Annotated in this window: 23 protein-coding genes; 9 read left to right on the forward strand and 14 right to left on the reverse strand. The window is 57.3% G+C overall.

The annotated features are described in order from the left end of the window. Window positions 1–101 precede the first annotated feature (101 nt). Genes ACSSVH_RS07215 through ACSSVH_RS07230 form a run of 4 tightly spaced genes read right to left on the reverse strand, consistent with a single transcriptional unit; the run spans window position 102 to window position 5,017 of the window. Window positions 102–1,163: a fimbrial protein gene (locus ACSSVH_RS07215; protein WP_492634279.1), complete on the reverse strand. Its 1,062-nt coding sequence runs from the start codon at window positions 1,161–1,163 to the stop codon at window positions 102–104. A gap of 19 nt (window positions 1,164–1,182) precedes the next feature. After that, the gene (locus ACSSVH_RS07220) at window positions 1,183–3,678 is read right to left on the reverse strand and encodes a fimbria/pilus outer membrane usher protein (protein WP_492634280.1); all 2,496 of its coding nucleotides are present in this window, start codon (window positions 3,676–3,678) and stop codon (window positions 1,183–1,185) included. 14 nt (window positions 3,679–3,692) lie between these two features. Beyond that, entirely contained in the window at window positions 3,693–4,412 is a 720-nt protein-coding gene (locus ACSSVH_RS07225; protein WP_492634281.1) for a fimbrial biogenesis chaperone, read from the reverse strand. A 26-nt stretch (window positions 4,413–4,438) separates the two neighbouring features. Further along, a complete protein-coding gene (locus ACSSVH_RS07230; RefSeq protein ID WP_169954272.1) occupies window positions 4,439–5,017 on the reverse strand; it encodes a fimbrial protein in 579 nt (192 codons plus the stop codon). Between the two features lie 450 nt (window positions 5,018–5,467). Here ACSSVH_RS07230 and ACSSVH_RS07235 point away from each other — a divergent pair, with 450 nt between their 5' ends. The 3 genes from ACSSVH_RS07235 to ACSSVH_RS07245 all read left to right on the forward strand — a co-directional run bounded on the left by ACSSVH_RS07235 (window position 5,468) and on the right by ACSSVH_RS07245 (window position 8,536). After that, the gene (locus ACSSVH_RS07235) at window positions 5,468–6,697 is read left to right on the forward strand and encodes an EAL domain-containing response regulator (protein ID WP_432755200.1); all 1,230 of its coding nucleotides are present in this window, start codon (window positions 5,468–5,470) and stop codon (window positions 6,695–6,697) included. A gap of 80 nt (window positions 6,698–6,777) precedes the next feature. Next, window positions 6,778–7,203 (forward strand): response regulator, encoded by a 426-nt coding sequence (locus ACSSVH_RS07240; protein WP_492634282.1) that lies wholly within the window; start codon window positions 6,778–6,780, stop codon window positions 7,201–7,203. A 322-nt stretch (window positions 7,204–7,525) separates the two neighbouring features. Beyond that, window positions 7,526–8,536, forward strand: coding sequence for an alpha/beta hydrolase family protein (locus ACSSVH_RS07245; RefSeq protein WP_492634283.1), 1,011 nt, complete (start codon window positions 7,526–7,528; stop codon window positions 8,534–8,536). A 5-nt stretch (window positions 8,537–8,541) separates the two neighbouring features. On the opposite strand, the gene ACSSVH_RS07250 is transcribed toward ACSSVH_RS07245, so the two are convergent. After that, window positions 8,542–9,201, reverse strand: a complete 660-nt coding sequence (locus ACSSVH_RS07250) for a M24 family metallopeptidase (RefSeq protein WP_262386269.1) — start codon at window positions 9,199–9,201, stop codon at window positions 8,542–8,544. 95 nt (window positions 9,202–9,296) lie between these two features. Beyond that, entirely contained in the window at window positions 9,297–9,653 is a 357-nt protein-coding gene (locus ACSSVH_RS07255) for a DUF2784 domain-containing protein (RefSeq protein WP_169954268.1), read from the reverse strand. Window positions 9,654–9,768: 115 nt separating this feature from the next. Between ACSSVH_RS07255 and ACSSVH_RS07260 the strand changes: the two genes are divergently transcribed. Further along, entirely contained in the window at window positions 9,769–10,458 is a 690-nt protein-coding gene (locus tag ACSSVH_RS07260) for an HAD-IA family hydrolase (protein ID WP_170043292.1), read from the forward strand. A 61-nt stretch (window positions 10,459–10,519) separates the two neighbouring features. Here the strand turns inward: ACSSVH_RS07260 and ACSSVH_RS07265 are convergent, their stop codons facing one another. Beyond that, window positions 10,520–11,266, reverse strand: a complete 747-nt coding sequence (locus tag ACSSVH_RS07265; protein ID WP_172313243.1) for a 3-oxoacyl-ACP reductase family protein — start codon at window positions 11,264–11,266, stop codon at window positions 10,520–10,522. Window positions 11,267–11,391: 125 nt separating this feature from the next. On the opposite strand from ACSSVH_RS07265, the gene ACSSVH_RS07270 reads away from it, so the two are divergent. Together ACSSVH_RS07270 and ACSSVH_RS07275 are read left to right on the forward strand one after the other, a co-directional pair. Then, window positions 11,392–12,315 carry a LysR family transcriptional regulator gene (locus ACSSVH_RS07270; protein WP_492634284.1) on the forward strand — a complete coding sequence of 308 codons (924 nt, stop codon included), beginning with the start codon at window positions 11,392–11,394 and terminating at the stop codon, window positions 12,313–12,315. A gap of 76 nt (window positions 12,316–12,391) precedes the next feature. Continuing rightward, a complete protein-coding gene (locus ACSSVH_RS07275; protein WP_492634699.1) occupies window positions 12,392–12,865 on the forward strand; it encodes an anti-virulence regulator CigR family protein in 474 nt (157 codons plus the stop codon). A 14-nt stretch (window positions 12,866–12,879) separates the two neighbouring features. On the opposite strand, the gene ACSSVH_RS07280 is transcribed toward ACSSVH_RS07275, so the two are convergent. The 3 genes from ACSSVH_RS07280 to ACSSVH_RS07290 all read right to left on the reverse strand — a co-directional run bounded on the left by ACSSVH_RS07280 (window position 12,880) and on the right by ACSSVH_RS07290 (window position 16,384). Continuing rightward, window positions 12,880–13,608: an aspartate/glutamate racemase family protein gene (locus ACSSVH_RS07280; RefSeq protein ID WP_170043295.1), complete on the reverse strand. Its 729-nt coding sequence runs from the start codon at window positions 13,606–13,608 to the stop codon at window positions 12,880–12,882. Window positions 13,609–13,622: 14 nt separating this feature from the next. Next, complete coding sequence (locus ACSSVH_RS07285) at window positions 13,623–15,149, reverse strand: NCS1 family nucleobase:cation symporter-1 (RefSeq protein ID WP_492634285.1); 1,527 nt, start codon at window positions 15,147–15,149, stop codon at window positions 13,623–13,625. A 500-nt stretch (window positions 15,150–15,649) separates the two neighbouring features. Beyond that, entirely contained in the window at window positions 15,650–16,384 is a 735-nt protein-coding gene (locus ACSSVH_RS07290) for a phosphoadenylyl-sulfate reductase (RefSeq protein WP_169954261.1), read from the reverse strand. Between the two features lie 154 nt (window positions 16,385–16,538). Here ACSSVH_RS07290 and thrH point away from each other — a divergent pair, with 154 nt between their 5' ends. Continuing rightward, the gene (gene thrH, locus ACSSVH_RS07295; RefSeq protein WP_492634286.1) at window positions 16,539–17,156 is read left to right on the forward strand and encodes a bifunctional phosphoserine phosphatase/homoserine phosphotransferase ThrH; all 618 of its coding nucleotides are present in this window, start codon (window positions 16,539–16,541) and stop codon (window positions 17,154–17,156) included. 260 nt (window positions 17,157–17,416) lie between these two features. Here the strand turns inward: thrH and pabB are convergent, their stop codons facing one another. From pabB to rloA, 4 genes are all read right to left on the reverse strand, one after another. Beyond that, a complete protein-coding gene (pabB, locus tag ACSSVH_RS07300; protein WP_169954260.1) occupies window positions 17,417–18,760 on the reverse strand; it encodes an aminodeoxychorismate synthase component I in 1,344 nt (447 codons plus the stop codon). 113 nt (window positions 18,761–18,873) lie between these two features. Next, complete coding sequence (locus tag ACSSVH_RS07305; RefSeq protein WP_170057719.1) at window positions 18,874–19,860, reverse strand: alpha-L-glutamate ligase-like protein; 987 nt, start codon at window positions 19,858–19,860, stop codon at window positions 18,874–18,876. Then, entirely contained in the window at window positions 19,860–21,392 is a 1,533-nt protein-coding gene (rloB, locus tag ACSSVH_RS07310; protein WP_169954258.1) for an osmotic stress tolerance membrane protein RloB, read from the reverse strand. The genes ACSSVH_RS07305 and rloB overlap by 1 nt, the downstream gene beginning before the upstream one ends. A 5-nt stretch (window positions 21,393–21,397) precedes the next feature. Continuing rightward, window positions 21,398–21,934, reverse strand: coding sequence for a retropepsin-like aspartic peptidase RloA (gene rloA / locus ACSSVH_RS07315; RefSeq protein ID WP_038442340.1), 537 nt, complete (start codon window positions 21,932–21,934; stop codon window positions 21,398–21,400). 272 nt (window positions 21,935–22,206) lie between these two features. Between rloA and ACSSVH_RS07320 the strand changes: the two genes are divergently transcribed. Both ACSSVH_RS07320 and prpB read left to right on the forward strand, forming a co-directional pair. Then, window positions 22,207–22,917 (forward strand): GntR family transcriptional regulator, encoded by a 711-nt coding sequence (locus tag ACSSVH_RS07320; protein WP_169954257.1) that lies wholly within the window; start codon window positions 22,207–22,209, stop codon window positions 22,915–22,917. Further along, entirely contained in the window at window positions 22,914–23,807 is an 894-nt protein-coding gene (prpB, locus tag ACSSVH_RS07325; protein WP_169954256.1) for a methylisocitrate lyase, read from the forward strand. The genes ACSSVH_RS07320 and prpB overlap by 4 nt, the downstream gene beginning before the upstream one ends. Window positions 23,808–23,817: the final 10 nt, after the last annotated feature.

Genomic DNA, 23,817 nt, shown 5'->3' on the forward strand with positions numbered 1-23,817 from the left:
TTACGCAGAAGCGGAAGCTTGGGGAATGGCCAACGACCCCGCTGTATCAATGGGTCGTTGGCATTGTTGATCGTCAATCGTTTATCGATCTGGGGTGATGATCACTGATAAACGATGTTCAGCGTAGCAGTTGCCCTGACTTCACCGCTGGTAAGTTGAGCGGGGTTGTAAGGGAAGTAGTAGGCGCCCATGCCAACCGAGAAATTGCTATTAACCACAGCACCTGCTGCGGCACTGAAAATGGAGGTGGCACTTCCCCGGTTTAAGGTGGAGGTGGAAAAGACAACCGGTGCGTTGGGAGTGTCGCGTTTGGCTACCTTTATACCGACGCCTTTCGCCGAGCCAGGCGTGCTGTCCATCAATACGCTATTGTCGGATGGAAGCAGGTTATTGCTGGATAAAAACATGTCGATTGCGCGGTCGGTGCTGCCGTTAGCCAGCAGGTTGTTACAGCTGAAATTCAATGTAAATGGCGTATAACCCGGTTGAGGGATTTTTGTCAGCTGCGCAACGCCTATTTTAGGAAGATTTACCATCAATCCTGCATTGTTGAAGGTGCAAGTTGTCATCCTTGGGGTGTATTTTACTATTATGTTCTGGGCAAACATATCCTGGAAGTCTTTTGGCCAATAGGTGAAAAAACTCCCTACATAACGGAGGAATTTCCCGAGCCATTCAAAAAACCCCATACCGCCGCTAGTTGTATCTCTCGCAATAGCTACGTCATTAATATTTAATGTATCTTGGCCTTCTTCGGCTACAACCTGATCGCCACCACCCCGGGGCACCAAAGTAAAACGCAGAGTCACAGGCGTGTTAAATTCTCCAGATGAGTGAGTACCTGCCGGAATGGATTGCTCTGGGAACGATCCAACGATGCTCATTTCTACCCAGCGTGCCCCTTTATCAAATCCCAAGCGTAATTTTTTATTGCCAATTGGGGAATAAACTTCGATTTTTGAGTTTCCATTGCAATTGACAGACGCTGCCGGAAACTGGGTATAAAACGTCTTCTCAAATACAGGGTTTTTTGCGCTCAACTCATTTGAAATGTCGATCAGTATTGGGTTTCCGTATTGGGTGGGTGTTTCACCGTAGCAACGTGCATAGCCATTGCTACTGAATAGTCCAGCTACTAAAAAAATAAGAAAAAATCTGTTCATGATAATTTATTGTCTCGAATTAATGGCAGATATTTTTTGATGTGGTTTCGGCCAAGTCAGGCCGGTGAATAATGCAACTGCCGTTGTTAAGTCGAACCTCAAGGTACTCTGGCTTTTCATTGGACTTTACATACAGAACGCTGGCCTGGCCGATGAAACCGATAGACTCGCCTGATTTATCTAATACCTCCGCGCCAAACGGTAGAGGGCCACCATCTGCCTTGCGTGCCTGCACGATGTAAGACTGGCGTTGGTCAGTCTCAAATTTTACATGGTTGACTGTGCCGGCGAAGGGCACTGCATTGGCAATGTTTCCGACGATCTCTGCGCCGGAACTGTTACCGCTGTCGGACAACGTAACTGAGTTCAACCGATAAGGTGTTGCGTACGGAATCAGCGCCAAGCCATCTTTATTGGTCACAATACTTTGGTCTCCATTGACGATCAGGCCCTCGGCCTTGGGGGCCTCGACTACCATCATGGTGCTGCCGATTTCATTGGAGGCCAATATATGCCCAGGAATCATCACGACACTGCCTCGCGCACCTAGGCCGGTTTGCCGATAATCGGACGACTCACCGTAAGAGGCACCTACTGTTGTGACATTGCTACGGTAGGAGGTATTGACGCTGGCGGTGTTATCCCCTCCGTTTTGATTGCTGGCAGCTACGGTGTAACTCAGGCGGTTTGATTCCAGTGCATTGCCACTCACGCTAACGTTACTTTGCTGGTAGCGCGAGTCCACCAGTGATGCACCACTGTTGAGATACACCCTGTTGCCGGCGATATCAAAGGGCATGGTCATTGAGAGATAGAATCGCGTCTCTTCGTCACGGTTGGAGTTTCTGACGCGGTTGGCAGAGATACTGTAATTAACCTGCCCCGCAGCGTTTGTGTAGCCAAATTGGTACTCACGGCTTTTAGTGTTGTTTGTCCAGTAGTCGCGTTGTGTTCCGGAAAAAAACACGGTGCCCCAGTTATCTTTCAAACGCTGGTTCAGACTTAAATTGAAGGTGTTGCGTGGGCGTGCGCTTCGCAGAGCATCCCAAGTATTCAAGTCGAGGATCGGAGCATCATCTTCGTCAAGTCTGTTTCGATAGTCGTTGATTTGTCTTTCGAGTTCACGGTATCCCTCTTGGGAATAAATGGCATCGCTGAAGCTGTAGTAGCCTTCGGTAGAATATCGATACGCCGCCAGGGTAAAGTTGGTATCCGTTACATCCAGGAACTTACTGTAGGACACCCGTACACTTTGCCCGCTTTTGCTTTGGTTTTTTAACTGAGTATTGGATTGGGTCACGTCAACAGAGACTGCACCGATCGGCAGGTTCAAGCCGCTGCCGACAAGGTAGGCGCGGTAATCATTGCTGAGGGTTGTGCCGGTATATCCGGTTAACAGATTGTTAAGCCCATACTGGAACGTACCCTGCACAAAACCAGGGTTATAGTCGGTATTGGTCTGGTTTACGTTACCGGCCACCAGGCTGTACTTACTGATCCCTTCCTTGAGCATATTAGGCACGGCGGAAAACGGTACGCTGAACGACTGCTCGCGACCGTCGGCCTCGTGGACCACCACCGTCAGGTCGCCAGCAGAGCCGGTGGGCTGGATATTGTCGAAGGTAAAGGCGCCTGGCGGTACGCTCTCCTGATAAACCACGCTGCCGTTCTGGATGACTTTTACCAGGGCATTGGTTTGTGCGACGCCACGCACAATGGGTGAAAAACCCTGTTTGGAGTTAGGCAGCATATTGATGTCGGACGTCAACGCCACACCTCGAACTCTAATCGAGTCAAAGAGATCACCTTCCGAGTAAAAATCACCGAGCTTGAAGTTGGAGGTGATGGAGGCAATGTTCTTCTGAAGATAGCGTGTATTTTTTTGGTACTTTAAATTTTCCGAGGAGCTTTTTCTTAACGAGCTATTTTCCCGGAACTGCCAACCAGCAAAGTTGATACCGAAATCCAGACCAGAGTACAGTTCGTCGCTGGATGAGCCGCCTTTTTTCGATTGTATGCTGTAATGCATTGCATTGTAGCCAAATAAAAATGCAGGCACGCCATGATCCCAGAATTTCGGGTCGACATAACCAGCTTCCGAACGATTCACATAAGACTGGGGCACAGTCAGCTTCAGGCTCAGGGTGCTAATATCTAAAATAAAAGAACCGCCTTGAACCAATTGGCTGATTTGTAGACTGTCCGCGCCTGGTTGCGTAGCGGGCAAGCCACCCATGTTGATCCCAAGAAGTGCGCTATCTTCGTAGCTGATTTTGATGTCGTCTTTTACGCCGCCAAACACTAATGAATAGCGACCTTTCCAAGTATTATTGACATAAATATCAATATCTTGTTTGCCCGCAGGTATCTCGGAGTTTGCATAGAAGCGTGAAAGATCGGATTCGCGAGATTTACCGGCCATAAGCGAAGTATCAAAGGTTTCTGCATAGGCTTTGTCCAGTAGAAACAGCGAGGACATCGTGAGAGCTTTAATAAGGGGTTTATGCTGTTTCATTCTGGGGCTTCACCTTAGTGCGATACTACAGCTTTAGTTTTGTAGGCACCCAAATCATCAATATACATCATGGTGTAGGGTGTATTTTTACTGACGGACTCTTTGCTCTCGACGAATGCGGAGGAAAAAGGAGCGACCATGACTGAGTCAACGAGCAGGTGTTTTTTATCGTGCTGGTCAATGTTGGCGAGTGTGAAAAAGTACGCGCTTTTATTGATCACGTTAAAACCTTTCGCGACCGCTTGTAGTTCGATTTTTTCGACGCTGCTGCTGGCTTTCTCTTTTAGTCCGCTCGGGCGATAGAACATTTTTATGCGAGACTTGATCGCCAGTTGCAGTGTGTTTGCACCCTGCAAATTTTCTGGAGTTGGCGGGATGTCCAGCACGTTTAAAAAGAAAACAGACTCCCGATCCGCAACCAGTGGGGCGCCCACTTTTGTAATTCGGAGCTGTTGACCGCTATCGCCGGAAACTTTGACAACCGGCGGAGATAGCAGAAACGGAACATTCGCTGTTTCCGGCGTGGAGTTGATGTCGCCATCATCTATCCAGGCTTGTACCAAGGATGAGTCACTCCCATTATTGATGAGTTGAACTATCACATCTTTGTTTGCTTCTGGATAAACCACCCGAGTGCCATTGATGATAATGTTGGCCTGCGCAGACACCGAGCCAAGTAGTAACCCTGCTAAAACTAGTTGCTTTATCATGATGTTTTCCTGAACCAGGCCCATGGGATGGGCCTGGCACACGGGTTGTATTACAAGTAGGAAATGGTGTAGGTCAGGTTGGAGCTAAGGGCACCAACTTTGGCGGCGGCGGTGTTGGTTTTGTAGTAGTACGCATCAAGTACTAGTGTTTCAGGTGTTGTACCGGCTCCGCTGATGAGCGTGTTGAACGGCACGTTCAATTGGATCGGTGTGGTGGAACCTGGTTTCGCCAACGAGAAGCCGACGTTTTTGGCAACAGCAGCATCACTTTCGTTGACTGTGTTGTTCAGCAAGAACTTACCGTCTGTGGAAATGTTATCTGCGGACGAGAAATACATTTTCAATGGAGTGCCAGCAGTTCCTGCTGCTGGGGTGCAACCCGAGAAGGTCAGCGAGAACGATTTTTTGTTTTTGGTCAGCGGGCCAACAGTGGTGCCGGCGTCGTTAACAGAGATAGGCGACAGGGCAACGGTGAAGTCTGCACTTTTACCGCCGTTAATAGTACAAGTAGTGTCGGTAATTGCGCCACTGAAGGAAATAACACCACCGGCGGCGTTGTCGGCAGCCATTACATTTGCAGAGGTCAGTGCGGCGGTCAGTGCTACCAGGGAGAAAGCGTGCTTGATCATAAAAATTCCATTGCTTGGTTAAGGTACGTATTAGGTTTTTACCTTGCAAGACCAGTGAATCTCTGCAGAGTAGAAACCAACTTCGACGAGCACTAACGTTGCGTAGTGGTTGTATGGTGCAGATCGAATTGGCAATAGTTTGTCTGGGGGGAATGAAGGTGTGTGTAGTCTCGTTCCTTCTGAATTGTAGGAAATTTCCTCGTGACGTTCGGACGCGAGCGGTCATTCCGTATTTCTTTCTGTGAGAAATTTCCTACGTTGTGGCGGGAGATTTCTAGGCGTTTGCACGGTGAAGGATAGCGATAATAAGGAATCCAACTAGATCGTACTAAAGCACCAAGATACGTGTTTGACCCGCGTGTAGTACGTCATGTTTAGAGGAAGGGAAAAGCACTCGAAAGTTAAGGAGTATAGAAAATTAAAGTTTTACCGTATTCCGGAGAGCTATTCATGCAAGTACTACCATTACGTGTTCTGGTCTTGAACGACAATTTTTTTCAACGAGCAATCTCCGTCAATATGTTGCGGCAATTGGGCTGTGAGTCGGTGTTCAGTGCTCTCTCGGCGCTGGATGCGCTACACACCCTGCAAAGCGTCGGGCCCGTAGATGTTGTGTTATGCGATCTACGTATGCACGGCCTCGATAGCCTCGATTTTTTACGGTGCTCGGCACAGAACGGTTTAGTCAAGTCGGTCATTGTCAACAGTTCGCTTGCGGAGGACGTGCGCAGAGCCGCCACAAAACTGATCCCTTTATTAGGATTGAGAATGTTGGGGGAGTTGGGGCAGCCTCTGCAGTTTGATACGTTGAGCAGGTTGCTGAAAAACTACTTGAATCAGCCGGCTACCCCATCGGATTCCCCTAACATCGATTTGGTAGCTGATGAAGCGCAGGTCCGCCGTGCAATGGAATGCGCGCAGATGGAGACTTACTTTCAGCCCAAAATCAATCTGTTGAGCAATGAGGTATCAGGTGTCGAGGCTCTGACGCGCTGGAACCACCCAACCGGTGGCGTTGTTTCACCGGTCGTTTTTATGCCGACTCTTGAGCGTTGCAACTTGATGGATGAGTTGTTTTTCGCCCAGTTTGATCAAGGGTTGCAGTTGCAGCGGCATTTTTTGATGCACGGAACCCCTTTGAACATTGCATTCAATCTGCAACCTTCACAGCTTTCCAATGCGGCTTTGGTCACAAGGATTAAAGCAACCCTGGCGAGTTTCAGGTTGCCTGGAGCCGGCGTCACTTTCGAACTGACCGAAACAGGCCTTGTGGAAGCTTCAGCTACCTGCATGGAAAATCTCGTGCGGCTGCGCATGATGGGATGCCGGCTATCCATTGATGATTTCGGCAGTGGTTTTTCGTCATTGCAACGTTTGTGTCAGTGGCCTTTCAACGAGATCAAGCTGGACGGTGAGTTTGTTCAGTCACTGGGTGATGGGCCTCGTTCCCGGGCTGTCATCAGCAGCACCATCGCGTTAGGAGAGTCCTTAGGTATGACGGTGGTGGCTGAGGGTATCGAAACCCAGGAACAACACCACCAATTAGTGGATCTTGGCTGCGTGCATGGTCAGGGCTACTTTTTTGCCAAACCGATGACGAAGCACGGCCTGGAAAGTTGGCTTCAATCGCGTTATCCAAATCCCGAGGAGCGAAGGTTGCGCTCGCTCACACCCCGATAACACGTTGGCATCAGTTTGTAGGCCTGCATCGCTGTCTGCATGCAGTTACTGCGTGCTTTCGCAATTTACAAGGATCAAGAATGCCGACCCCCTATTTACGAATTTTGGTTGTTGACGATCAACCTGCACAACGGTTGAGTATTGAGAAAATGCTGAATCAGCAGGGGTATCACCGAATCGCACCCGTGGAAACATTTGCGGAATTGTTGGCAATGGTTGAAAACGCCGTCGAGCCCTTTGACCTTTTGGTGATAAACAGTGCTTTGGGAGTAGATGTAACGTTTAGCCTGGATGATTTTTTTATGAACTGTCCGGCTGTTCGTCATACGTTAGTTTATGACGGCCTCCCAGTTGACAACCTGGCGACAGTCCCGGCGCCGGGATCAAAAGTAATTAGTAAACTCACGCGAACACCTGATGAGCGGGCGATAAGAAGCCTTATGCGCACGATCGACCCACCAAAAGTTCAACCCACACGTAGTATTCGTTTGCGCAGGGTGCTTTGAACTCAGACCGTTATAGCGATTACCGAACAGGGCTCGTAGACATTTCCATTTCCGGCATCAAGCCGTCCATGCATCGCTGGACAAAACATCAGACTCGCAGTCGATTTCCAGTTTTAAGGGAACTATTGACTGTTGCACTTTGCTCTCGCCATCGCCCGCGAATGCTGTGAATGTACGGACGAAGCCGTTTGAATCGCCCCGGTTTTCCTAGAGAAAGCCGGGGGGTTGTGGTTTTTGCTGCATGAAAACCAGTGATATGGGAATAATGTGGCCACACGCGCAGTGTCTGCCGTGCATTGCATTCCATCAAGGAAGATTCCCATTGAAAGCAGCCCTAATCGCTCTGCTCCTTACCTGCGTTACTTCCACCGTTTTTGCCAGTAACCCTGTCGGCTTCCAAGCCTCCACCTTGCCAGACCCCAACAACGAGCGCCCGCTGGAGATGGTGGTCTGGTATCCCAGCTCCATTACCGCCACGCCAAAGGTGATCGACGACAACCCGGTGTTTTTCAGTGCCCTGGCCGTGCGTGATGCGCCTGCGGCGGTGGGTGAGCATCCGTTGGTGGTGCTTTCCCACGGTTTCGGCGGCAGTTGGGGCAATCAGGAGTGGTTGGCCAGTGCGTTGGCCCAGCGGGGTTTTATCGTGGCGGCGGTCAATCATCCTGGCACTACCAGTAAGGACCGCAGCGCTCGTGCCGCCGCGCAGTTATGGCAGCGGCCGGTGGATATCCGCCGCGCTATCGACGCAGTGCTGGCGCAGCCAAACCAGTTTGGCGAGGTGCTGCCCGGTCGAATTGCAGTGGTGGGTCATTCGCTGGGTGGTTGGACGGCGCTGGAAGTCGCCGGTGCCCGTTTCGACCCTGAGCGTTTTGCCCAGGACTGCAAGGTTCACCGGCAGTTGGCCCCTTGCGCGGTCTACCAGCAGTTGAACCCCGCGCAGGCGCCGTTGGCAGAGGATTTGAGTGACAAGCGGGTCACTGCCATTGTTTCGCTGGACCTGGGCCTGTCGCGTGGGTTTACCGATCAAAGCCTGGCGGCGTTGCCGGTGCCGACGTTGGTGATTGCTGCGGGCGCGCCCTCAACAGAGCTTCCCGCTGAGTTGGAGTCTGCTGACTTGGCCAAGCGCCTGCCCCCGGCATCGACGCGCTATGTCGAAATCAGCGACGCCACTCACTTCAGTTTTATGGCCGTGTGCAAGCCGGGCGGGGAGGCGTTGATTGAAAAAAGCTCGCCAGGCGACGGCATGATCTGCCGCGATGGCGAAGGTGCCCGCCCGCGTGAGGTGATCCAGCAGCAGGTCACTTCCCTGATTGTTGAATTTCTGGCTCGTTAAACAGGCTAGGCCAGCAAATCCTCATAAAACGCCCCATAAGCCTTGCTCGGGTGGGCAATCTGAATCTCCAGGATCCACAGCCCTTCATTGGGGTAATGTTCGAAATCCCCCAGGTCGCCGCCACGGTGGATGGCATGGGGGAAGTCGCTGACGCGGTGCCCCTTGATGCTTAGGTTCAGTTCCCAGCCCATGTCCCGGGCCTGTTCTTGGGCATAGCGATAGAGCTCAAGGCCGACGACTTTTTCGGTTTTCCAACGCAACTGCACCCGCTCGAACAGCGCTTTGGCTGCGCTGGCACAGGCGGCCATTTGTGGGTCGCTGCCGGTGGTGAAGGTGGCGCCGGCGTCGCCTTCATGGCCCTGCCACACTGCGCCCATGTCGATAAAGAAGATGTCGTCCTCGGCCAGTACCGGGTCGCCGTCGGAGCGTTGCTTGAAGGTCTTGAGGGTGTTGGCGCCAAATCGCACCAGCAGCGGGTGCCAGATGCGTTGCATGTCCAGATCGGCAAGCACCTGCTTGCCCAGTTCCCGGGCTTGGGATTCGAGCATGCCGGGGCGGATCTGCTGGGACAATTGTTCGATGGCGCGCCAGGTCATGGCTTGGGCATGGCGCATGGAGTCGATGCTGTAGGCGGCGCCCACGGCTTCCTTCGAAGGTGCGTTCAACGGGGTATCCTCGATTTTTATTGGCTAATCGCTATATCTTTTACTATATAGCGAGCGGTAGTGATCGGGATACCCATGCATGCAACGAAGCCAGGCTACGAGCGCCTGGCCAGGCGCGTATACACCGCAATATTGATCAGCAGGACCAGGGCGCCCAGGCCCAGTTGGATCTGGGGTGTCAGGCCCGCCGGATAGATCAGGGCAATGATGTAGTGCTCGATAAAACCCGCGCCATAACCTTCTTGCCCGGCGAGGTGGCGCAACAGGTTTTCCCAGCGGGTCAGGGGGCAGGGCAGGTGGAAGAACTCGACGGCCATGCCCCAGGCGGCGGCGGGCAGGTGCAGCCAGATGACTCGGCGCCAGCGCAGGGCGAGCAGGCCACCGAACAGCACAAACAGGATAAAACACAGGTGAAACAGCACCAGGCTGTCGGCGGCAATGCGCAAAAGCATATCGGGGTCGCTTGAACGGTTAGGGCGCCAGTCTAAGGGATAATGGGTTGCTTGCAGGCTGGCAGGGCCGTTATTGTGCTGAATCCTTTTAGTCCTTTGCCACGGATCTTTTGTGATGAGCGCATCGCGTACTGCTGTCGGCCCGATCAAGGCCGTGATTTTCGATATGGACGGGTTGTTGCTGGACACTGAAGGCATCTATACCCAAGTCACGCAGATTATTGCCGAACGCTATGGCCGTACCTACGACTGGGGCATCAAGCAGCACATCATCGGCCGTGGCGCCCAGGACCTGGCCGAGTATGTGGTCAAGGCGCTGGACTTGCCGATCACTCCCGAGGAGTTCCTGCGCATCCGTGAGCCGTTGATGAGCGAGCGTTTTCCCAAGGCGCTGGGCATGCCGGGCGCCGAGGCGTTGGTGCGGCATTTAAGTGCGCACAATATCCCCATAGCCGTGGGCACCAGTTCGTCGCGCAATTCGTTTGGCCACAAGACCACGCTGCACCGGGAGTGGTTTGGCCTGTTCGGCACCATCGTCACCGCCGACGACCCGGAAGTCGGCGCAGCCAAGCCTGCGCCAGACATCTTCCTCACCGCTGCCCGCCGCCTGGGCGTTGCGCCCGAGGATTGCCTGGTGTTTGAAGACTCACCGTTTGGCGTGACCGCAGCCAAGGCTGCGAACATGACGGCCATCGCCGTGCCTGATGAGGCCATGGCCGACAGCAAGTACGCTCATGCCGACCAGATCATCCGCAAACTCGCGGACTTCGACCTGGCGGCCTACGGCCTGCCACCGATGCGCTGAAAGCTATCGGCGCCTGCGTAGGCGCCGGCGGCCGGCGATGGCGCCCGATAGCACACTGCAATCAGGCGCTAAAGCCACCATCAATAGTCAAGCTGGCCCCGGTGATATAGCCCGCCTCCGGCCCTGCCAGGTAGGCAACAAAGCTGGCGATCTCTGCCACCTGCCCATAACGGCCCACCGCCATAAAGCCAATCAGGCTCTCGGCAAACTCACTGTTGGCCGGGTTCATATCGGTGTCCACCGGGCCCGGCTGCACGTTGTTGATGGTAATTCCCCGTGGCCCCAGGTCGCGCGCCAGGCCTTTGGTCAAGCCCACCAGCGCGGCCTTGCTCATGGCATACGGGCCGCCGCCGGCAAAGGGCATGCGCTCGGCGTTGGTGCTGCCGATATTAATGATGCGACCCCCTTCGCCCATGTGCCGCGCCGCTTCCTGGGTGGCGATAAACACGCTGCGCACGTTGATGGCCAGGGTCTGGTCAAAGTCTTCCAGTTTGAACTCTTCCAGCGGGCCGACCGCCAGCACCCCGGCGTTGTTCACCAGGATGTCCAGGCGCCCGAACGCTTCGACCGTGGCGTTGACCGCATTGCGAATGGCCACGGCATCGGCGCTGTCGGCGTGAATCGCCAGGGCCTTGCCGCCATCGCTGATCACACTGTCCTGCAGGGCCTGGGCCTTGGCGGCAGAGCTGACGTAAGTAAAGGCAACGGCTGCACCTTGCGCGGCCAGGCGCTTGACGATGGCGGCGCCGATACCGCGGGAACCGCCCTGGATCAAGGCAACTTTGCCGCTGAGATTTTGCGTGGTCATGTCGATCTCCAATTAGGCAAGGCGCGAATGCCTTGTGTTGTTGCCGAGTATCGACCTCGCGGGCATCCCTCGGTAGACCGTGATTGCTATAGTCTGTGTAAACCAAAAGTTTAGAGTGAGGTGGTATGGAGAGCTTCGGCAGTATCGAATGCTTCGTGCGCAGCGCCGAAGGCGGCAGCTTTGCCGAAGCGGCGCGGCACCTGAGCCTGACGCCGGCAGCCGTCGGCAAAAGCGTGGCCAAGCTTGAGGCGCGTTTAGGCGTGCGGCTGTTCCAGCGCAGCACCCGGCGGCTCACATTGACCGAAGCCGGCAAGCTGTTTCTGGAGCAGGTCAGCGCCAGCCTCACCACCATCCAGAATGCGGTGGCCAACCTGGCCAGCGCCGAAGGCCGGCCGGTGGGCACGCTCAAGGTGAGTATGGGGACGGTATTTGGCAACCGTTATGTGGTGCCGTTGCTGGCGGAGTTTTTGCGGCGCTTTCCCGATATCAGCCCTGATTGGCATTTTGATAATCGCCAGGTCGACCTGATCGGCCAGGGCTTCGACGCCGCCATCGGCGGCGGGTTCGAGCTACCCCAGGGCGTGGTCGCACGCAAGTTGACCCCGGCCCACCGGATTCTGGTGGCCTCGCCCGATTACCTGGCCAAGCGCCTGCCCGTGCGTGTTCCCGAAGACCTGGGCTTGTGCAATGGCATCCTGATTCGCTCGCCGCAAACCGGCCGCGTGCGCACTTGGCAACTGACCAACCGCGCCCGCGAACAGCGGCCCCTGATGCTCAAGCCACGCATGACCATGGGCGACTCCGAAGCCGCGTGCTGCGCCTGCACCCAAGGCCTGGGGATTGCCCTGGTCAGCATGCCGATGGCCGTGCCGTTCCTCGACAGTGGTGCCGTGGTGCGGGTGTTGCCCGACTGGTACGTCGATGACGGCAACATCTCCCTGTACTACGCCGAGCACAAACTGCTGCCGGGCAAGACCCGAGTGTTCGTCGACTTCATCCTCGAGCAGTTTGCCCAGCAGCAGTTGGCGCAGCGGTTCAGCGCGGTATAGCACTCACTGCTGAACTTGCTGCCCGCTAGTGTTCTAAGCTGATACGGGCCAGTGGGGCTTGCGACTGTCGAGACCGATCATGTCCATATCACGCGCTTTACTCGTATTTACCAGCCTGGCGTTGATTGCAGGCTCCCCGGCGCTGCTGGCCGATCCCGGCAATGGCAATGTCAATGGCAACGGCAAGGACAAAGGCAGTGCCCATGGCAATAAGGGTGGCGGCCAGGGTAATCAGGTCCAGGGTGGTGGCAAGAAGGGTGCAGGCGCCCATTACAGCGGCCCGCAAATTGATATCGGGGGTGTGCGGGTAATCCTTGGTGACAGCCGCGACTACTGGCGCGGTGGTTCGTCCCTGCCGCCAGGCATCCAGAAAAACCTGGCCCGTGGCAAACCCCTGCCACCGGGAATCGCCAAGAAACTCGATGGACGCCTGTTGGGGCGCCTGCCCCATTACGACGGCTACGAATGGCAGCAGGCTGGCACCAACCTGATCCTGGTGACGATTGCCACCGGGATCATTTATGAAGTGCTCAATGACGTCTTGAACTGATCGAGATCGGCGATTCAGCGTGCGAACCTGCCAGGCCAGCCGATGATGGTCTTTGGCCGGGGTGTTCCATAGGTGCGCACCTTCGACGTCGACAACCCCAGCCTCACCAAGGATTCGGCCAGGGTTACCGCTGCAGTCACGCCATCGACCACCGGCACGCCGGTGCGCTGGCGGATCTGCTCATCGAGCCCGGCCATGCCGCCGCAACCCAGGCAGATCACCTCGGCCTTGTCTTCGCTGATGGCCAGCTCGGCCTGGCGCACGATGGCCTCCATGGCCCGCAGCGGGTGTTCCTCCAGTTCCAGCACCGCCATACCGCTGGCGCGCACCGAGGCACAGCGCTCAAACAGCCCGGAAAGCTTGAGCCGGTCTTCGATCAGCGGCACTGTGCGGTCCAGCGTGGTGACCACCGAGTAAGCATGGCCAAGGAACATCGCGGTGCTGGCGGCGGCATCGGTGATATCCACCACCGGCACGTTCAACAGTTCCTGCAGGCCTTCGCGGCCATGTTCGCCATAGCCGGCCTGGATGACCGCATCGAATGGCTGGTCGTAGGCCATCACCCGGTCCATCACCGCGATGGCTGCCAGGTAGCTTTCAAAATTGCCTTCCACCGACTCGGCGCCGAAAAACGGGGTCAGGCCGACAATTTCGGTGCCCGCTGCCGCAACGCTGCGCGCCTGTTGGGCGATGGCTTGGGTGATGGATTCGGTGGTGTTGACGTTGACGACGAGAATGCGCATGGAATGCTCCCTGATCAATGACTGACGTTGTCGACAGCGATGCTCTCGCCGCTGATATCGGCATAGAACGGCTGGCGCTTGGCGATCAGGCGATACAGCACCCCGGCAATCCCCGCGCCAAACAGCCAGGAGAACGGCGAGACACTGGCAAAACCCGGCAACAGCGCCAGCACAATGGCAATCACCGCAGCCGGGACAAACGCGGCGACCGCCCGCATGTTCACCCCGCGGCTGTAGTAATACGTCCCGTTGGGGTCCTCGCTGTACAGCTGCGGCACGTCGATCCGGCCCTTACGGATCAGCCAGTAATCCACCATGATCACGCCATACAGCGGGCCCAGCAGCGCACCCAGGCCGGAGAGGAAGTACACAATCACCAGCGGGCTGTTGTAGAGATTCCACGGCAGGATCAGCACCGCGAGGAACGCGCTGATCAGCCCCGCACGCCGGAAATTCAGATACTTGGGCGCCAGGTTGCTCAACACAAAGGCTGGGGCAACGAAGTTGGCCATGATGTTTACCGCCACGGTAACGATCAGGAATGCCAGGCAGCCCAGCACCAGGAAGAAGGTGTTGGGAATGGCCGCGATGATCTGGGTGGGGCTTTCGATCACCTGGCCATTGAGTTGGAACTGCCCGCCGCACAACAGGATGGTGATGATCGCGAACACCAGGATGTTCACCGGCAGGCCCCAGAAGTTGCCGACCTTGATGGTCTTGCGGCAGGGCGATGAGCGGGCGAAGTCGCAGAAGTTGAGGATCAGGGTGCCGTAGATCGCCAGCCACAAGGCGCCGCCGGCAAAGATATTGCGCCACATCTCGCCACCGCTCAGGGGCTCGCGGATTGACCAGGCGATAGTGCCGCTTGCCTGGAAATACATCCAGCCGGCCAGCGCCGCAACGGTCAGCAGGATCACCGGGCCGGCAAAGCCCTCGTAGCGCCGGACCATTTCCATGCCGTAGGCCAGGATCACCAGTTGCACGAACCAGATCATCACAAAACAGGCCCAGCCCAGGGTGGAGAGGCCGAGGATCGAGTTGTGGTCGTAGTCGGCGAACCCTGGATGAATCGCCACCAACAGCACGCGGAACACCACTGATGCGAGGTAGGTTTGAATCCCGAACCAGGCGATCGCGATCACGGCCCGGATCAGCGCAGGTATTTGCGCGCCATAGATGCCAAAACTGATCCGGCTGATCACCGGGAATGGCACGCCGGTTTTCTGGCCCATGTAACCCGACAAGTTCATAAAGAAATACACCAGCGCCGCGCCGATCCCCAGCGACAACAAAATCTGCCAGGCACCGAGGCCCAGGGCGTACAAGCCGATGGCGAAGGAGTAGTTGGCGATGTTGTGCACATCGTTGGTCCACAGGGCAAAAATGCTATAGCCACCCCAGCGCCGGCCTTCGGCCTTGGTGGGTGCCAGGTCCTTGTTATGCAGGCGCGGGCTGAGTACCAGTGGCCCGTTGGGGGCCGTGGGTATTGCTGTGGAGGAGGGCAGATCCAGTGCGAGAGTGTTGGGCAGAGTTGTACGCATTCCGGCAAGCTCCTGGCATCTGCAGCGAGCACGCGGGTAAGGCGCGGCTAGCGTGCGGACACAAAGTGTATGAGGTTTGTTGTTGAAGTTGTATACAAAGACTTCAACTCCCTTAGCCACTTGTGTGCCAGGTTTTCATCTATCAAAAGTTCGGCTAATTTCGTTTTTGCAGGGTTTATTAATAATTGGCTGAATTTAAACAGTTATAAATTGACCGTTTGAACAGGTATTTATTTTTTTGCGGGATTGTGGGAATGGAGGATGTAGGAAGTAGGCAAAAACAGGGTGTAACTTTTCGGTGCGTAATTATTAAAGTGCACACAAAAATGGCACTGGTTGTAACGTTTGTGTGTACAGGTTTTATGGTCGATGGAAACAAATGTGGGAGCTGGCTTGCCTGTGATCGCATCATCCCGGTATTCAACTACACCGAGGTGATGCGATCACAGGCAAGCCAGCTCCCACACGAGTTTGTTGCGACATGCTTGGCAGGCCAGGCTTCAGGCCTTGCTGATGATATTTCCCGCGTGCAGCCCACATTCCTTCTGGGTTGCCTCTTCCCACCACCAGCGGCCTTCGCGCTCGTGCTGGTTCGGTAGCACCGGGCGGGTGCAGGGCTCGCAGCCGATGCTGATAAACCCGCGTTCGTGCAGGCTGTTGTACGGCAATTCGAGCATGCGGATATAACCCCAGATTTCTTCGCTGGTCATTTGTGCCAGGGGGTTGAACTTGTAGAGGGTGCGCTCGGGCGTGGAGAACGCGCTATCGACTTCCAGGGCCGCCACCTGGCTGCGAGTGCCGGGGCTCTGGTCGCGGCGCTGGCCGGTGGCCCAGGCGCGTACGCCGCTGAGCTTGCGGCGCAGGGGTTCGATCTTGCGTACGCCGCAGCATTCGCCATGGCCGTCCTTGTAGAAGCTGAACAGGCCCTTTTCCTTGACGAAGGGTTCCAGCTTGCTCTGGTCTGGCGAGATCAATTCGATATCGATCTTGTAGAAGTCCCGCACCTGCTCGATAAACCGGTAGGTCTCCGGGTGCAGGCGGCCGGTGTCGAGGCTGAAGACCTTGACGTTCTTGTTGAGTTTCCAGGCCATATCCACCAGCACCACGTCCTCGGCACCGCTGAAGGAAATCCACAGCTCATCGCCGAACTGGCTGAACGCCAGCTTGAGGATGTCCTGGGCGGACTTGTTGGCATAGGTCGCGGCGAGTTCAGCGACGTCGAAGGCTTGGTTCATCAGGACGGTTCCTACAGGTCAGTGGCGCTGAGCGCTCTATAGGAGTGGGATGTTAACAAAATCCGCTCTGCGTTGCGGCGGCCAGCGCGAATCGCTAGAGTTCGGCAGTCCTTTTGCTCGCTCAACTGAAAAAAAATCCAAATGGGAGTGTCTTGTGGAAATTGCCTGTCTCGACCTGGAAGGGGTGCTGGTTCCGGAAATCTGGATCGCCTTCGCTGAAAAAACCGGTATTGAATCCTTGCGGGCCACCACCCGGGACATTCCCGACTACGACGTGCTGATGAAGCAGCGCCTGCGGATTCTCGACGAGCACGGCTTGAAGCTGTCGGATATCCAGGAAGTGATTGCCACGCTCAAGCCGCTGGAAGGTGCGATCGAGTTCGTCGATTGGCTGCGCGAGCGCTTCCAGGTGGTGATCCTGTCGGACACCTTCTATGAGTTTTCCCAGCCGTTGATGCGTCAACTGGGCTTTCCGACCCTGCTTTGCCACCGCCTGATTACCGATGAAAATGACCGGGTGGTGAGCTATCAACTGCGCCAGAAAGACCCCAAGCGCCAGTCGGTGCTGGCCTTCAAGGCCCTGTACTACCGGGTCATCGCTGCGGGCGATTCCTACAACGACACCACCATGCTCGGTGAGGCGGACCGTGGAATTCTGTTCCATGCACCGGAAAACGTGATCCGCGAGTTCCCGCAATTTCCGGCGGTGCATACCTTTGAGGACTTGAAGCGGGAGTTCATCAAGGCTTCGAATCGTTCGTTGAGCCTGTAAGTGATTTAGCGGGGCTGGATGCCTCATCGCCAGCAAGCCCACCTTCGACCGTGTTTATCCTTTGGGAACGCAGTCGAAGGTGGGCTTGCTCACGATGAGGCCCTCGAAAAAGGGCTGTGCTTCAACGGCGCAAGCGACAAAAACGATCAGGGCAACAAGCAGTTGCGCCATGTGATCCCTCACGGACGGCAGACGCTATTGTTGCGCTGCAGTACGGTCCACGGCGGTTCTGATTCAGGTTCTTTCCTTGGGATAGGCGCTTACAGCCCTTCCAGCGTCTCCAGCAACACCCGCACCTTGGTCATCGATTCCTGATACTCCTCTTGCCACTGGGAATCGGCGACGATCCCGCCGCCACCCCAGCAACAGACCTGGCCGTCCTTGACCAGCAGGCTGCGGATGGCGATGGAACTGTCCATCTCGCCGCGTACGTCAAGGTATAGCAGCGAGCCGCAGTACAGCCCGCGCCGGGTCGGTTCCAGTTCGTCGATGATCTGCATTGCACGGATCTTCGGTGCGCCGGTAATCGAGCCGCCGGGGAAGCTGCCGGCGATCAGGTCCAGGGCGTCTTTGTCGTCAGCCAACTCGCCCGTGACGCTGCTTACCAGGTGATGCACATTCGGGTAGCTTTCCAGGCTGAACAGCTCCGGCACCTTGACCGAGCCGGTGCGGCAGGTGCGCCCCAGGTCATTGCGCAACAGATCGACGATCATCAGGTTCTCTGCCCGATCCTTGGGGCTGGCCAGGAGTTCGGCGGCGTTGGCTGCATCCTCGTTGGGTGTTCGCCCTCGGGGGCGGGTGCCCTTGATCGGGCGGGTTTCCACCTGGCGCTGGCTGATCCGCACGAAGCGTTCCGGTGACAGGCTTACGACCGCGCCGTCATCTGGCAGGCTCTGGAAGCCCGAGAACGGCGTCGGGCAGGCGGCCCGCAAGGCGCAATAGGCGACCCAGGGATCGCCGTTGCACGCCGCGCGAAAGCGTTGGGCAAAGTTGACCTGGTAACAGTCACCCGCCTGGATATAGTCCTGGATCCGCGCCAGGGCCTGTTCATAGGCGGCGGCGCTCAGGTCTGGGGTCATTCGGCTGTGCAGCTTGAAGCTGGCCGGGGTGTGGGCGGCAGGGTGGCGGAACAGGTCCAGCAGCCTTTGCCGTTCGCTTTGCGGCAGTTTCGGGTGGAACACCAATTGGCTGGTGCGTGCCTGGTGGTCGCTGATCAACGCCCAGGAGTAGAGGCCAAAACGTGCGTCGGGCAGGCCGATGTCATCGATTGCCTGCTGCGGGAGTTGTTCCAGGTGGCGGCCAAAGTCGTAGCTCAGGTAGCCGATCAAGCCGCCGGCAAACGGTAGTTCATAAGGCGCGGGCAGGCTGGCGTCACCCAGCAGCGTCAGGTTTTCCCTCAGACGCTCCAGGAAATCGCTACCGCTTTCATCCGGCCACACCGCCAACGTTGCTTCCGGCCAGGCGCTGAGCAGGTCATAACGACCACGCTCGGCTGCCGGCCGGCCACTGTCCAGCAGCACGGCGCCAGGCGCATGGCGGATCGCCGCAAAATACTCGGCGGGGTTGGCGTGGTAGGGCAGCGGGTGTACGGAGCAGGTCGACATGCGGGGGTGTATCAGCCATGGGCGCGGGGGAGGGGATTGTAGTCCCCTGTAGGATTTGCTCCTAGAGGGGATGTCGGGGATTGTTGGTTGAGGGGCGCGGCCGGGTGGGTTACTCAGCCTTCTACCGGTGGAATATGGCCAAACATTTCCTGGGCAAACCGCACGCGTTCTTCAGCCGTTTCCGTCACGCCCGCCGCCTTCAGCTCTTCAAGGCGAGCTTCTACCGCATGGGTACGCAAGGTCAGGCCGCAATCGTTGGCGATCTGGATATTCAGCCCCGGCCGGGCATTGAGTTCCAGGATCAGCGGGCCTTTTTCCTGGTCCAGCACCATGTCCACGCCGATGTAACCCAGCCCGCACAACTCGTAGCAGCCGGCGGCGAGTTTCATGAAACCGTCCCAGTTGGGCAGTTGCACACCGTCCACCGCGTTGGTGGTGTCGGGGTGCTTGGTGATGATGTTGTTCAGCCAGGTGCCGCGCAGGGTCAGGCCGGTGGCCAGGTCCACACCGACACCAATCGCGCCCTGGTGCAGGTTGGCCTTGCCGCCGGACTGGCGGGTCGGCAAGCGCAGCATGGCCATCACCGGGTAGCCCATCAACACGATGATGCGGATATCCGGCACGCCTTCGTAGCTGATGCTCTTGAAGATCTGGTCGGGCACCACGCGGTACTCGATGAGTGCGCGGTCACGGTGGCCGCCCAGGGAATACAGGCCGGTGAGGATGCTGGAGATCTGGTGCTCGATTTCCTCATGGCTGATGATCTTGCCGGACACAGTGCGATAGCGCCCTTCAAAGCGGTCGGCGATCACCAGGATGCCGTCGCCGCCGGCGCCCTGAGCCGGCTTGATCACGAAATCGCTACGGCCACCAATGATTTCGTCGAGCTTGTCGATTTCTTTCTCGGTGGAAATGATCCCGTACATCTCTGGCACATGGATCCCGGCCGCAATCGCCCGCTCCTTGGTGATGATCTTGTCATCGACAATCGGATACAGGCTGCGCTTGTTGTACTTGAGCACGTAGTCGGCATTACGCCGGTTGATGCCCATGATGCCCCGCGCCTCCAGGGCCTTCCAGGTCTTCCAGAACCCGAACATTACGAATCAGCCTTGAGGAAGGCCTTGAAACGCACCAGCTCGGTCAGGCGATAGCCACGATAGCGCCCCATGGCCAGCATGAAGCCCACCAGGATCAACAGGATCGCCGGGAAGGTGAACACGAAGTAGATCAGCTCCGGCACGCTCATGATGATGTGGGCCAGGGACGCGGCGAACAGGGTGCCAATCGCGACTTTCATCGCATGGCCGCCACCGCGCTCTTCCCAGGTGATGGACAGGCGTTCGATGGTCATGGTCAGGATCACCATCGGGAACAGCGCCACCGACAGGCCGCGTTCCAGGCCCAGCTTGTGGCTGAACAGGCTGATGGCCGCAATCAGCACCACGACGAAGGTCAGCACCACCGACAGCCTCGGCAGCATCTGTAACTTCAAGTGCTCCAGGTACGAGCGCAGCGACAGCCCGAGCGCCGTAATCACGGTAAACAGCACGATGCCAAAGCCCAGCTGCGTCTCGCGAAATGCCAGGGCGATCAGCACCGGGGTGAATGTCCCCAGGGTTTGCAGGCCGATCAGGTTGCGCAGGATCAGGATCACCAGCACGCCAATGGGGATCATCACCATGATCATGAAGGTCTGCTGGGTTTGCAGCGGCAGGCCGTAGAGCGAGTATTCGAGGAAGTTGGCGTCGGTGTTCTCGTCCGTCAGCTTGGCCAGGCGGATCGCGTTCATCTCGCTGTTGTTCAGGCTGAAGGTCACGGCGGCTTTCTTGCCGCCATCGACGGTGATCAGGTTTTCATCGCCGGTCCACCACAGCAGGCGGTCCGAGGGCAGGCCCTGTTCGCCGGTTTCCGGGTTGAAGTACAGCCAGTCGTTGCCATTGAAGCTGCGCAGCCACAGCTCCGGGGTTTGCGGTTGGTCGGCCACCAGGCGGATGGTGTGGACTTTTTCTACCGGCACGTGGGCGATGGACAGCAGCAACTCGACGATCTTGGCCTTGTGGGGCGTCGACGGATCGCCCGCCAGCAGCAGCTTGACGTTATCGTCGTTAAGGTTGTTGGTGCGCTTGATGGCTTCGCTGATAAACGTCTCGACATCGGCCGAGTGCTGGCGGATCGGTGCCAGCAGGGCCTCGGCGGCGATTTTTTCCGGGCCTTCCACGGCAATGCTGTCGCGGAAGGTCGGGCCCTTGACCTTGACCTTCTCGCCGCTGTAGCGCTTGGTCAGCACCAGGCGGTAGTAGAGGGTCTGGTTGCCCTTGGCGCGCCGGGCCGACCAGGTGACCTTGCGGTTGCCGTCGATGCGGTTGACGCTCACCCCATAGTTATTGGAGATGAAGCTCTCATTGAGGCTGACGAAGTCGCGGCTCAGGGGCGGCACGAACATCTGGACCTTGACCGGGTCCTTGGCATTGGCGACGAACTCGACCTTGGCGTCGATGTTCCACAGGTCGTCAGTGGCGTCTTCGGTCACCGGGATGCCGAGGACGAAGATCTGATAGGCCGTGACCGAAATGCCCAGTACCACCAGGACGGCGATCAGAATCTTCAGGTGCATAGTAAGAGAGCGCATTGGAATTACTCGGCGGTATGAGCGTCGGTGGCGCAGGCAGGTTTGCCCGCTGCGTATTTAAGACTGGGGTCGACCAGCGCATCAAAGCGTTTCAAGGCTTCGGAGCCGATCAGCAGCGGATATTGGAAGGCGCTGCGGTCAGTCAAGTTCACTTCGATGCTGCGTAAAGCGGTGCCCATGCAGATGTCTAGGGCAATCACCGGACGGGCGGTGTAGTTCTTGTCCTCATCGGGGTCGTAGTCGCCGGCGCGACGCTTGATCTTGCTGACGCGGGCCAGGGGGCGCTCGATGGGGTGCGAATGGGCGGTGTCTATGGCCAGGTAGAAGCGGACCCAGGACTCACCATTGCGCTTGAAGCGCTTGATATCCCGGGCACTCAAGGACGCAGTCTTGGCGCCGGTGTCGAGCTTGGCGGCGACTTCCAGGTCAATGCCCGCCAGCTTGGCGTATTCATTGAGGCCGTAAACCGTCTTCTCGGCAGCGATGCCAAGGCCCGGAAACATCAGTAGGCAGAACAATAGGGGGAAGGGCTTGAGTCTCATAGATCCTGAGGCGGTGCAGTGCGATGTTTGATTCAAGGCGACTGGCATTGCTGCGCAAGCTCCCTCGTGCGCCTTTTCATCCGGAGATGTCAGGCAAATGCGGCGGGCATTCTAACATGAAGGTTTTCTGGCGCCAGCGCTGGCAGCCGGCCATGCCTTGTCGCGTGCAGAGCGGGTTATTAGACGATTGTCGACAATGTGCATTTATTCTTTGACTATCAGGGGCTGATTGGCTAGTTTTTGCGGCATTGCTTTTAAAGGTGTCGACAATCATGCTGGATCAGCTGGAAATTCCGGTGGCAGGGCAGGACGATTCCCAGACGATGTCCGAGAACGTCTTCCGTCGTATCCAGGCCGCCATCGTCAAGGGCGAGATAGCCCCCGGCAGCAAGATCTCTGAGCCTGAGCTGGCGCGCACCTACGGCATCAGCCGTGGCCCGTTGCGCGAGGCGATCCACCGCCTGGAAGGCCAGCGCCTGCTGGTGCGCGTGCCCCATGTCGGCGCGCGGGTGGTGTCCCTGAGCCAGGCGGAACTGGTGGAGCTCTACGAAATCCGCGAATCCCTCGAAGGCATGGCCTGCCGCCTGGCCGCCGAGCGCATGACCGACGCAGAAATCGAGGAGCTGCGCCAGGTCCTGCACACCCACGAGCGCGATGCTGCGTTCCAGGCCGGTGTGGGCTATTACCAGCAGGAAGGCGACTTCGACTTTCACTACCGGATCATCCAGGGCGCGCGTAACCGCACCTTGACCCAGATGCTGTGCGGCGAGCTGTATCAACTGGTGCGCATGTACCGCATCCAGTTCTCCGCCACCCCCAATCGTCCACGCCAGGCATTTGCCGAGCATCACCGCATTCTTGACGCGATTGCCGATCGCGACGGTGAACTGGCCGAGTTGTTGATGCGCCGTCATATCGGCGCTTCCAAACGCAATATCGCCCGTCACTTCCCCGACGGCGCCCCCTCGAGAGGTGAGTCATGAGTTCCGATAAAAACAGCACCCCAGGCCAGCGATTCCGTGATGCGGTAGCCAGCGAACACCCGCTGCAAGTGGTCGGCGCGATCAACGCCAACCACGCCTTGCTGGCCAAGCGCGCCGGTTTCAAGGCCATTTACCTGTCCGGTGGCGGTGTCGCCGCGGGCTCCCTGGGTGTGCCGGACCTGGGCATCACCGGCCTGGATGACGTGCTGACCGACGTGCGCCGGATCACCGACGTATGCGACCTGCCGCTGCTGGTGGACGTGGACACCGGTTTCGGTTCCTCGGCGTTCAACGTGGCGCGTACCGTCAAGTCGATGATCAAGTTCGGCGCTGCCGCGATCCATATCGAAGACCAGGTGGGCGCCAAGCGCTGCGGCCATCGCCCGAATAAGGAAATCGTCTCGCAGCAGGAAATGGTCGACCGCATCAAGGCTGCCGTGGATGCCCGCACCGATGACAGCTTCGTGATCATGGCGCGCACCGACGCCCTGGCCGTGGAAGGCTTGGAGTCTGCCCTGGAACGCGCTGCCGCGTGCATCGAGGCCGGCGCCGACATGGTCTTCCCCGAGGCCATCACCGAGCTGGAGATGTACAAGCTGTTCGCCTCCCGTGTGAAGGCGCCGATCCTGGCCAACATCACGGAATTCGGCGCGACGCCGCTGTACACCACCGAACAGTTGAAATCTGCCGATGTTTCCATCGTGCTGTACCCGTTGTCGGCATTCCGCGCCATGAACAAGGCCGCCGAGAACGTCTACACCGCGATCCGTCGCGACGGCACCCAACAGAACGTGATCGACACCATGCAAACCCGCATGGAGCTTTACGATCGCATTGACTACCACACCTTCGAGCAGAAGCTCGACGCGCTGTTCGCCGCCAAGAAATAAGCGCAGCGCC

This window comes from Pseudomonas sp. HC1(2025), assembly GCF_058742075.1.

Bases quoted from the DNA above. Each gene is read 5' to 3' on its own strand.
- ACSSVH_RS07285 (WP_492634285.1), bottom strand. From the start codon at position 15,149: ATGCGTACAACTCTGCCCAACACTCTCGCACTGGATCTGCCCTCCTCC.
- pabB (WP_169954260.1), bottom strand. From the start codon at position 18,760: ATGTCGACCTGCTCCGTACACCCGCTGCCCTACCACGCCAACCCCGCC.
- ACSSVH_RS07215 (WP_492634279.1), bottom strand. From the start codon at position 1,163: ATGAACAGATTTTTTCTTATTTTTTTAGTAGCTGGACTATTCAGTAGC.
- rloB (WP_169954258.1), bottom strand. From the start codon at position 21,392: ATGCGCTCTCTTACTATGCACCTGAAGATTCTGATCGCCGTCCTGGTG.
- ACSSVH_RS07270 (WP_492634284.1), top strand. From the start codon at position 11,392: ATGGAGAGCTTCGGCAGTATCGAATGCTTCGTGCGCAGCGCCGAAGGC.
- ACSSVH_RS07240 (WP_492634282.1), top strand. From the start codon at position 6,778: ATGCCGACCCCCTATTTACGAATTTTGGTTGTTGACGATCAACCTGCA.
- ACSSVH_RS07235 (WP_432755200.1), top strand. From the start codon at position 5,468: ATGCAAGTACTACCATTACGTGTTCTGGTCTTGAACGACAATTTTTTT.
- ACSSVH_RS07265 (WP_172313243.1), bottom strand. From the start codon at position 11,266: ATGACCACGCAAAATCTCAGCGGCAAAGTTGCCTTGATCCAGGGCGGT.
- ACSSVH_RS07320 (WP_169954257.1), top strand. From the start codon at position 22,207: ATGCTGGATCAGCTGGAAATTCCGGTGGCAGGGCAGGACGATTCCCAG.
- prpB (WP_169954256.1), top strand. From the start codon at position 22,914: ATGAGTTCCGATAAAAACAGCACCCCAGGCCAGCGATTCCGTGATGCG.
- ACSSVH_RS07230 (WP_169954272.1), bottom strand. From the start codon at position 5,017: ATGATCAAGCACGCTTTCTCCCTGGTAGCACTGACCGCCGCACTGACC.
- ACSSVH_RS07225 (WP_492634281.1), bottom strand. From the start codon at position 4,412: ATGGGCCTGGTTCAGGAAAACATCATGATAAAGCAACTAGTTTTAGCA.
- ACSSVH_RS07280 (WP_170043295.1), bottom strand. From the start codon at position 13,608: ATGCGCATTCTCGTCGTCAACGTCAACACCACCGAATCCATCACCCAA.
- ACSSVH_RS07305 (WP_170057719.1), bottom strand. From the start codon at position 19,860: ATGTTCGGGTTCTGGAAGACCTGGAAGGCCCTGGAGGCGCGGGGCATC.
- ACSSVH_RS07255 (WP_169954268.1), bottom strand. From the start codon at position 9,653: ATGCTTTTGCGCATTGCCGCCGACAGCCTGGTGCTGTTTCACCTGTGT.
- rloA (WP_038442340.1), bottom strand. From the start codon at position 21,934: ATGAGACTCAAGCCCTTCCCCCTATTGTTCTGCCTACTGATGTTTCCG.
- ACSSVH_RS07290 (WP_169954261.1), bottom strand. From the start codon at position 16,384: ATGAACCAAGCCTTCGACGTCGCTGAACTCGCCGCGACCTATGCCAAC.
- ACSSVH_RS07260 (WP_170043292.1), top strand. From the start codon at position 9,769: ATGAGCGCATCGCGTACTGCTGTCGGCCCGATCAAGGCCGTGATTTTC.
- ACSSVH_RS07220 (WP_492634280.1), bottom strand. From the start codon at position 3,678: ATGAAACAGCATAAACCCCTTATTAAAGCTCTCACGATGTCCTCGCTG.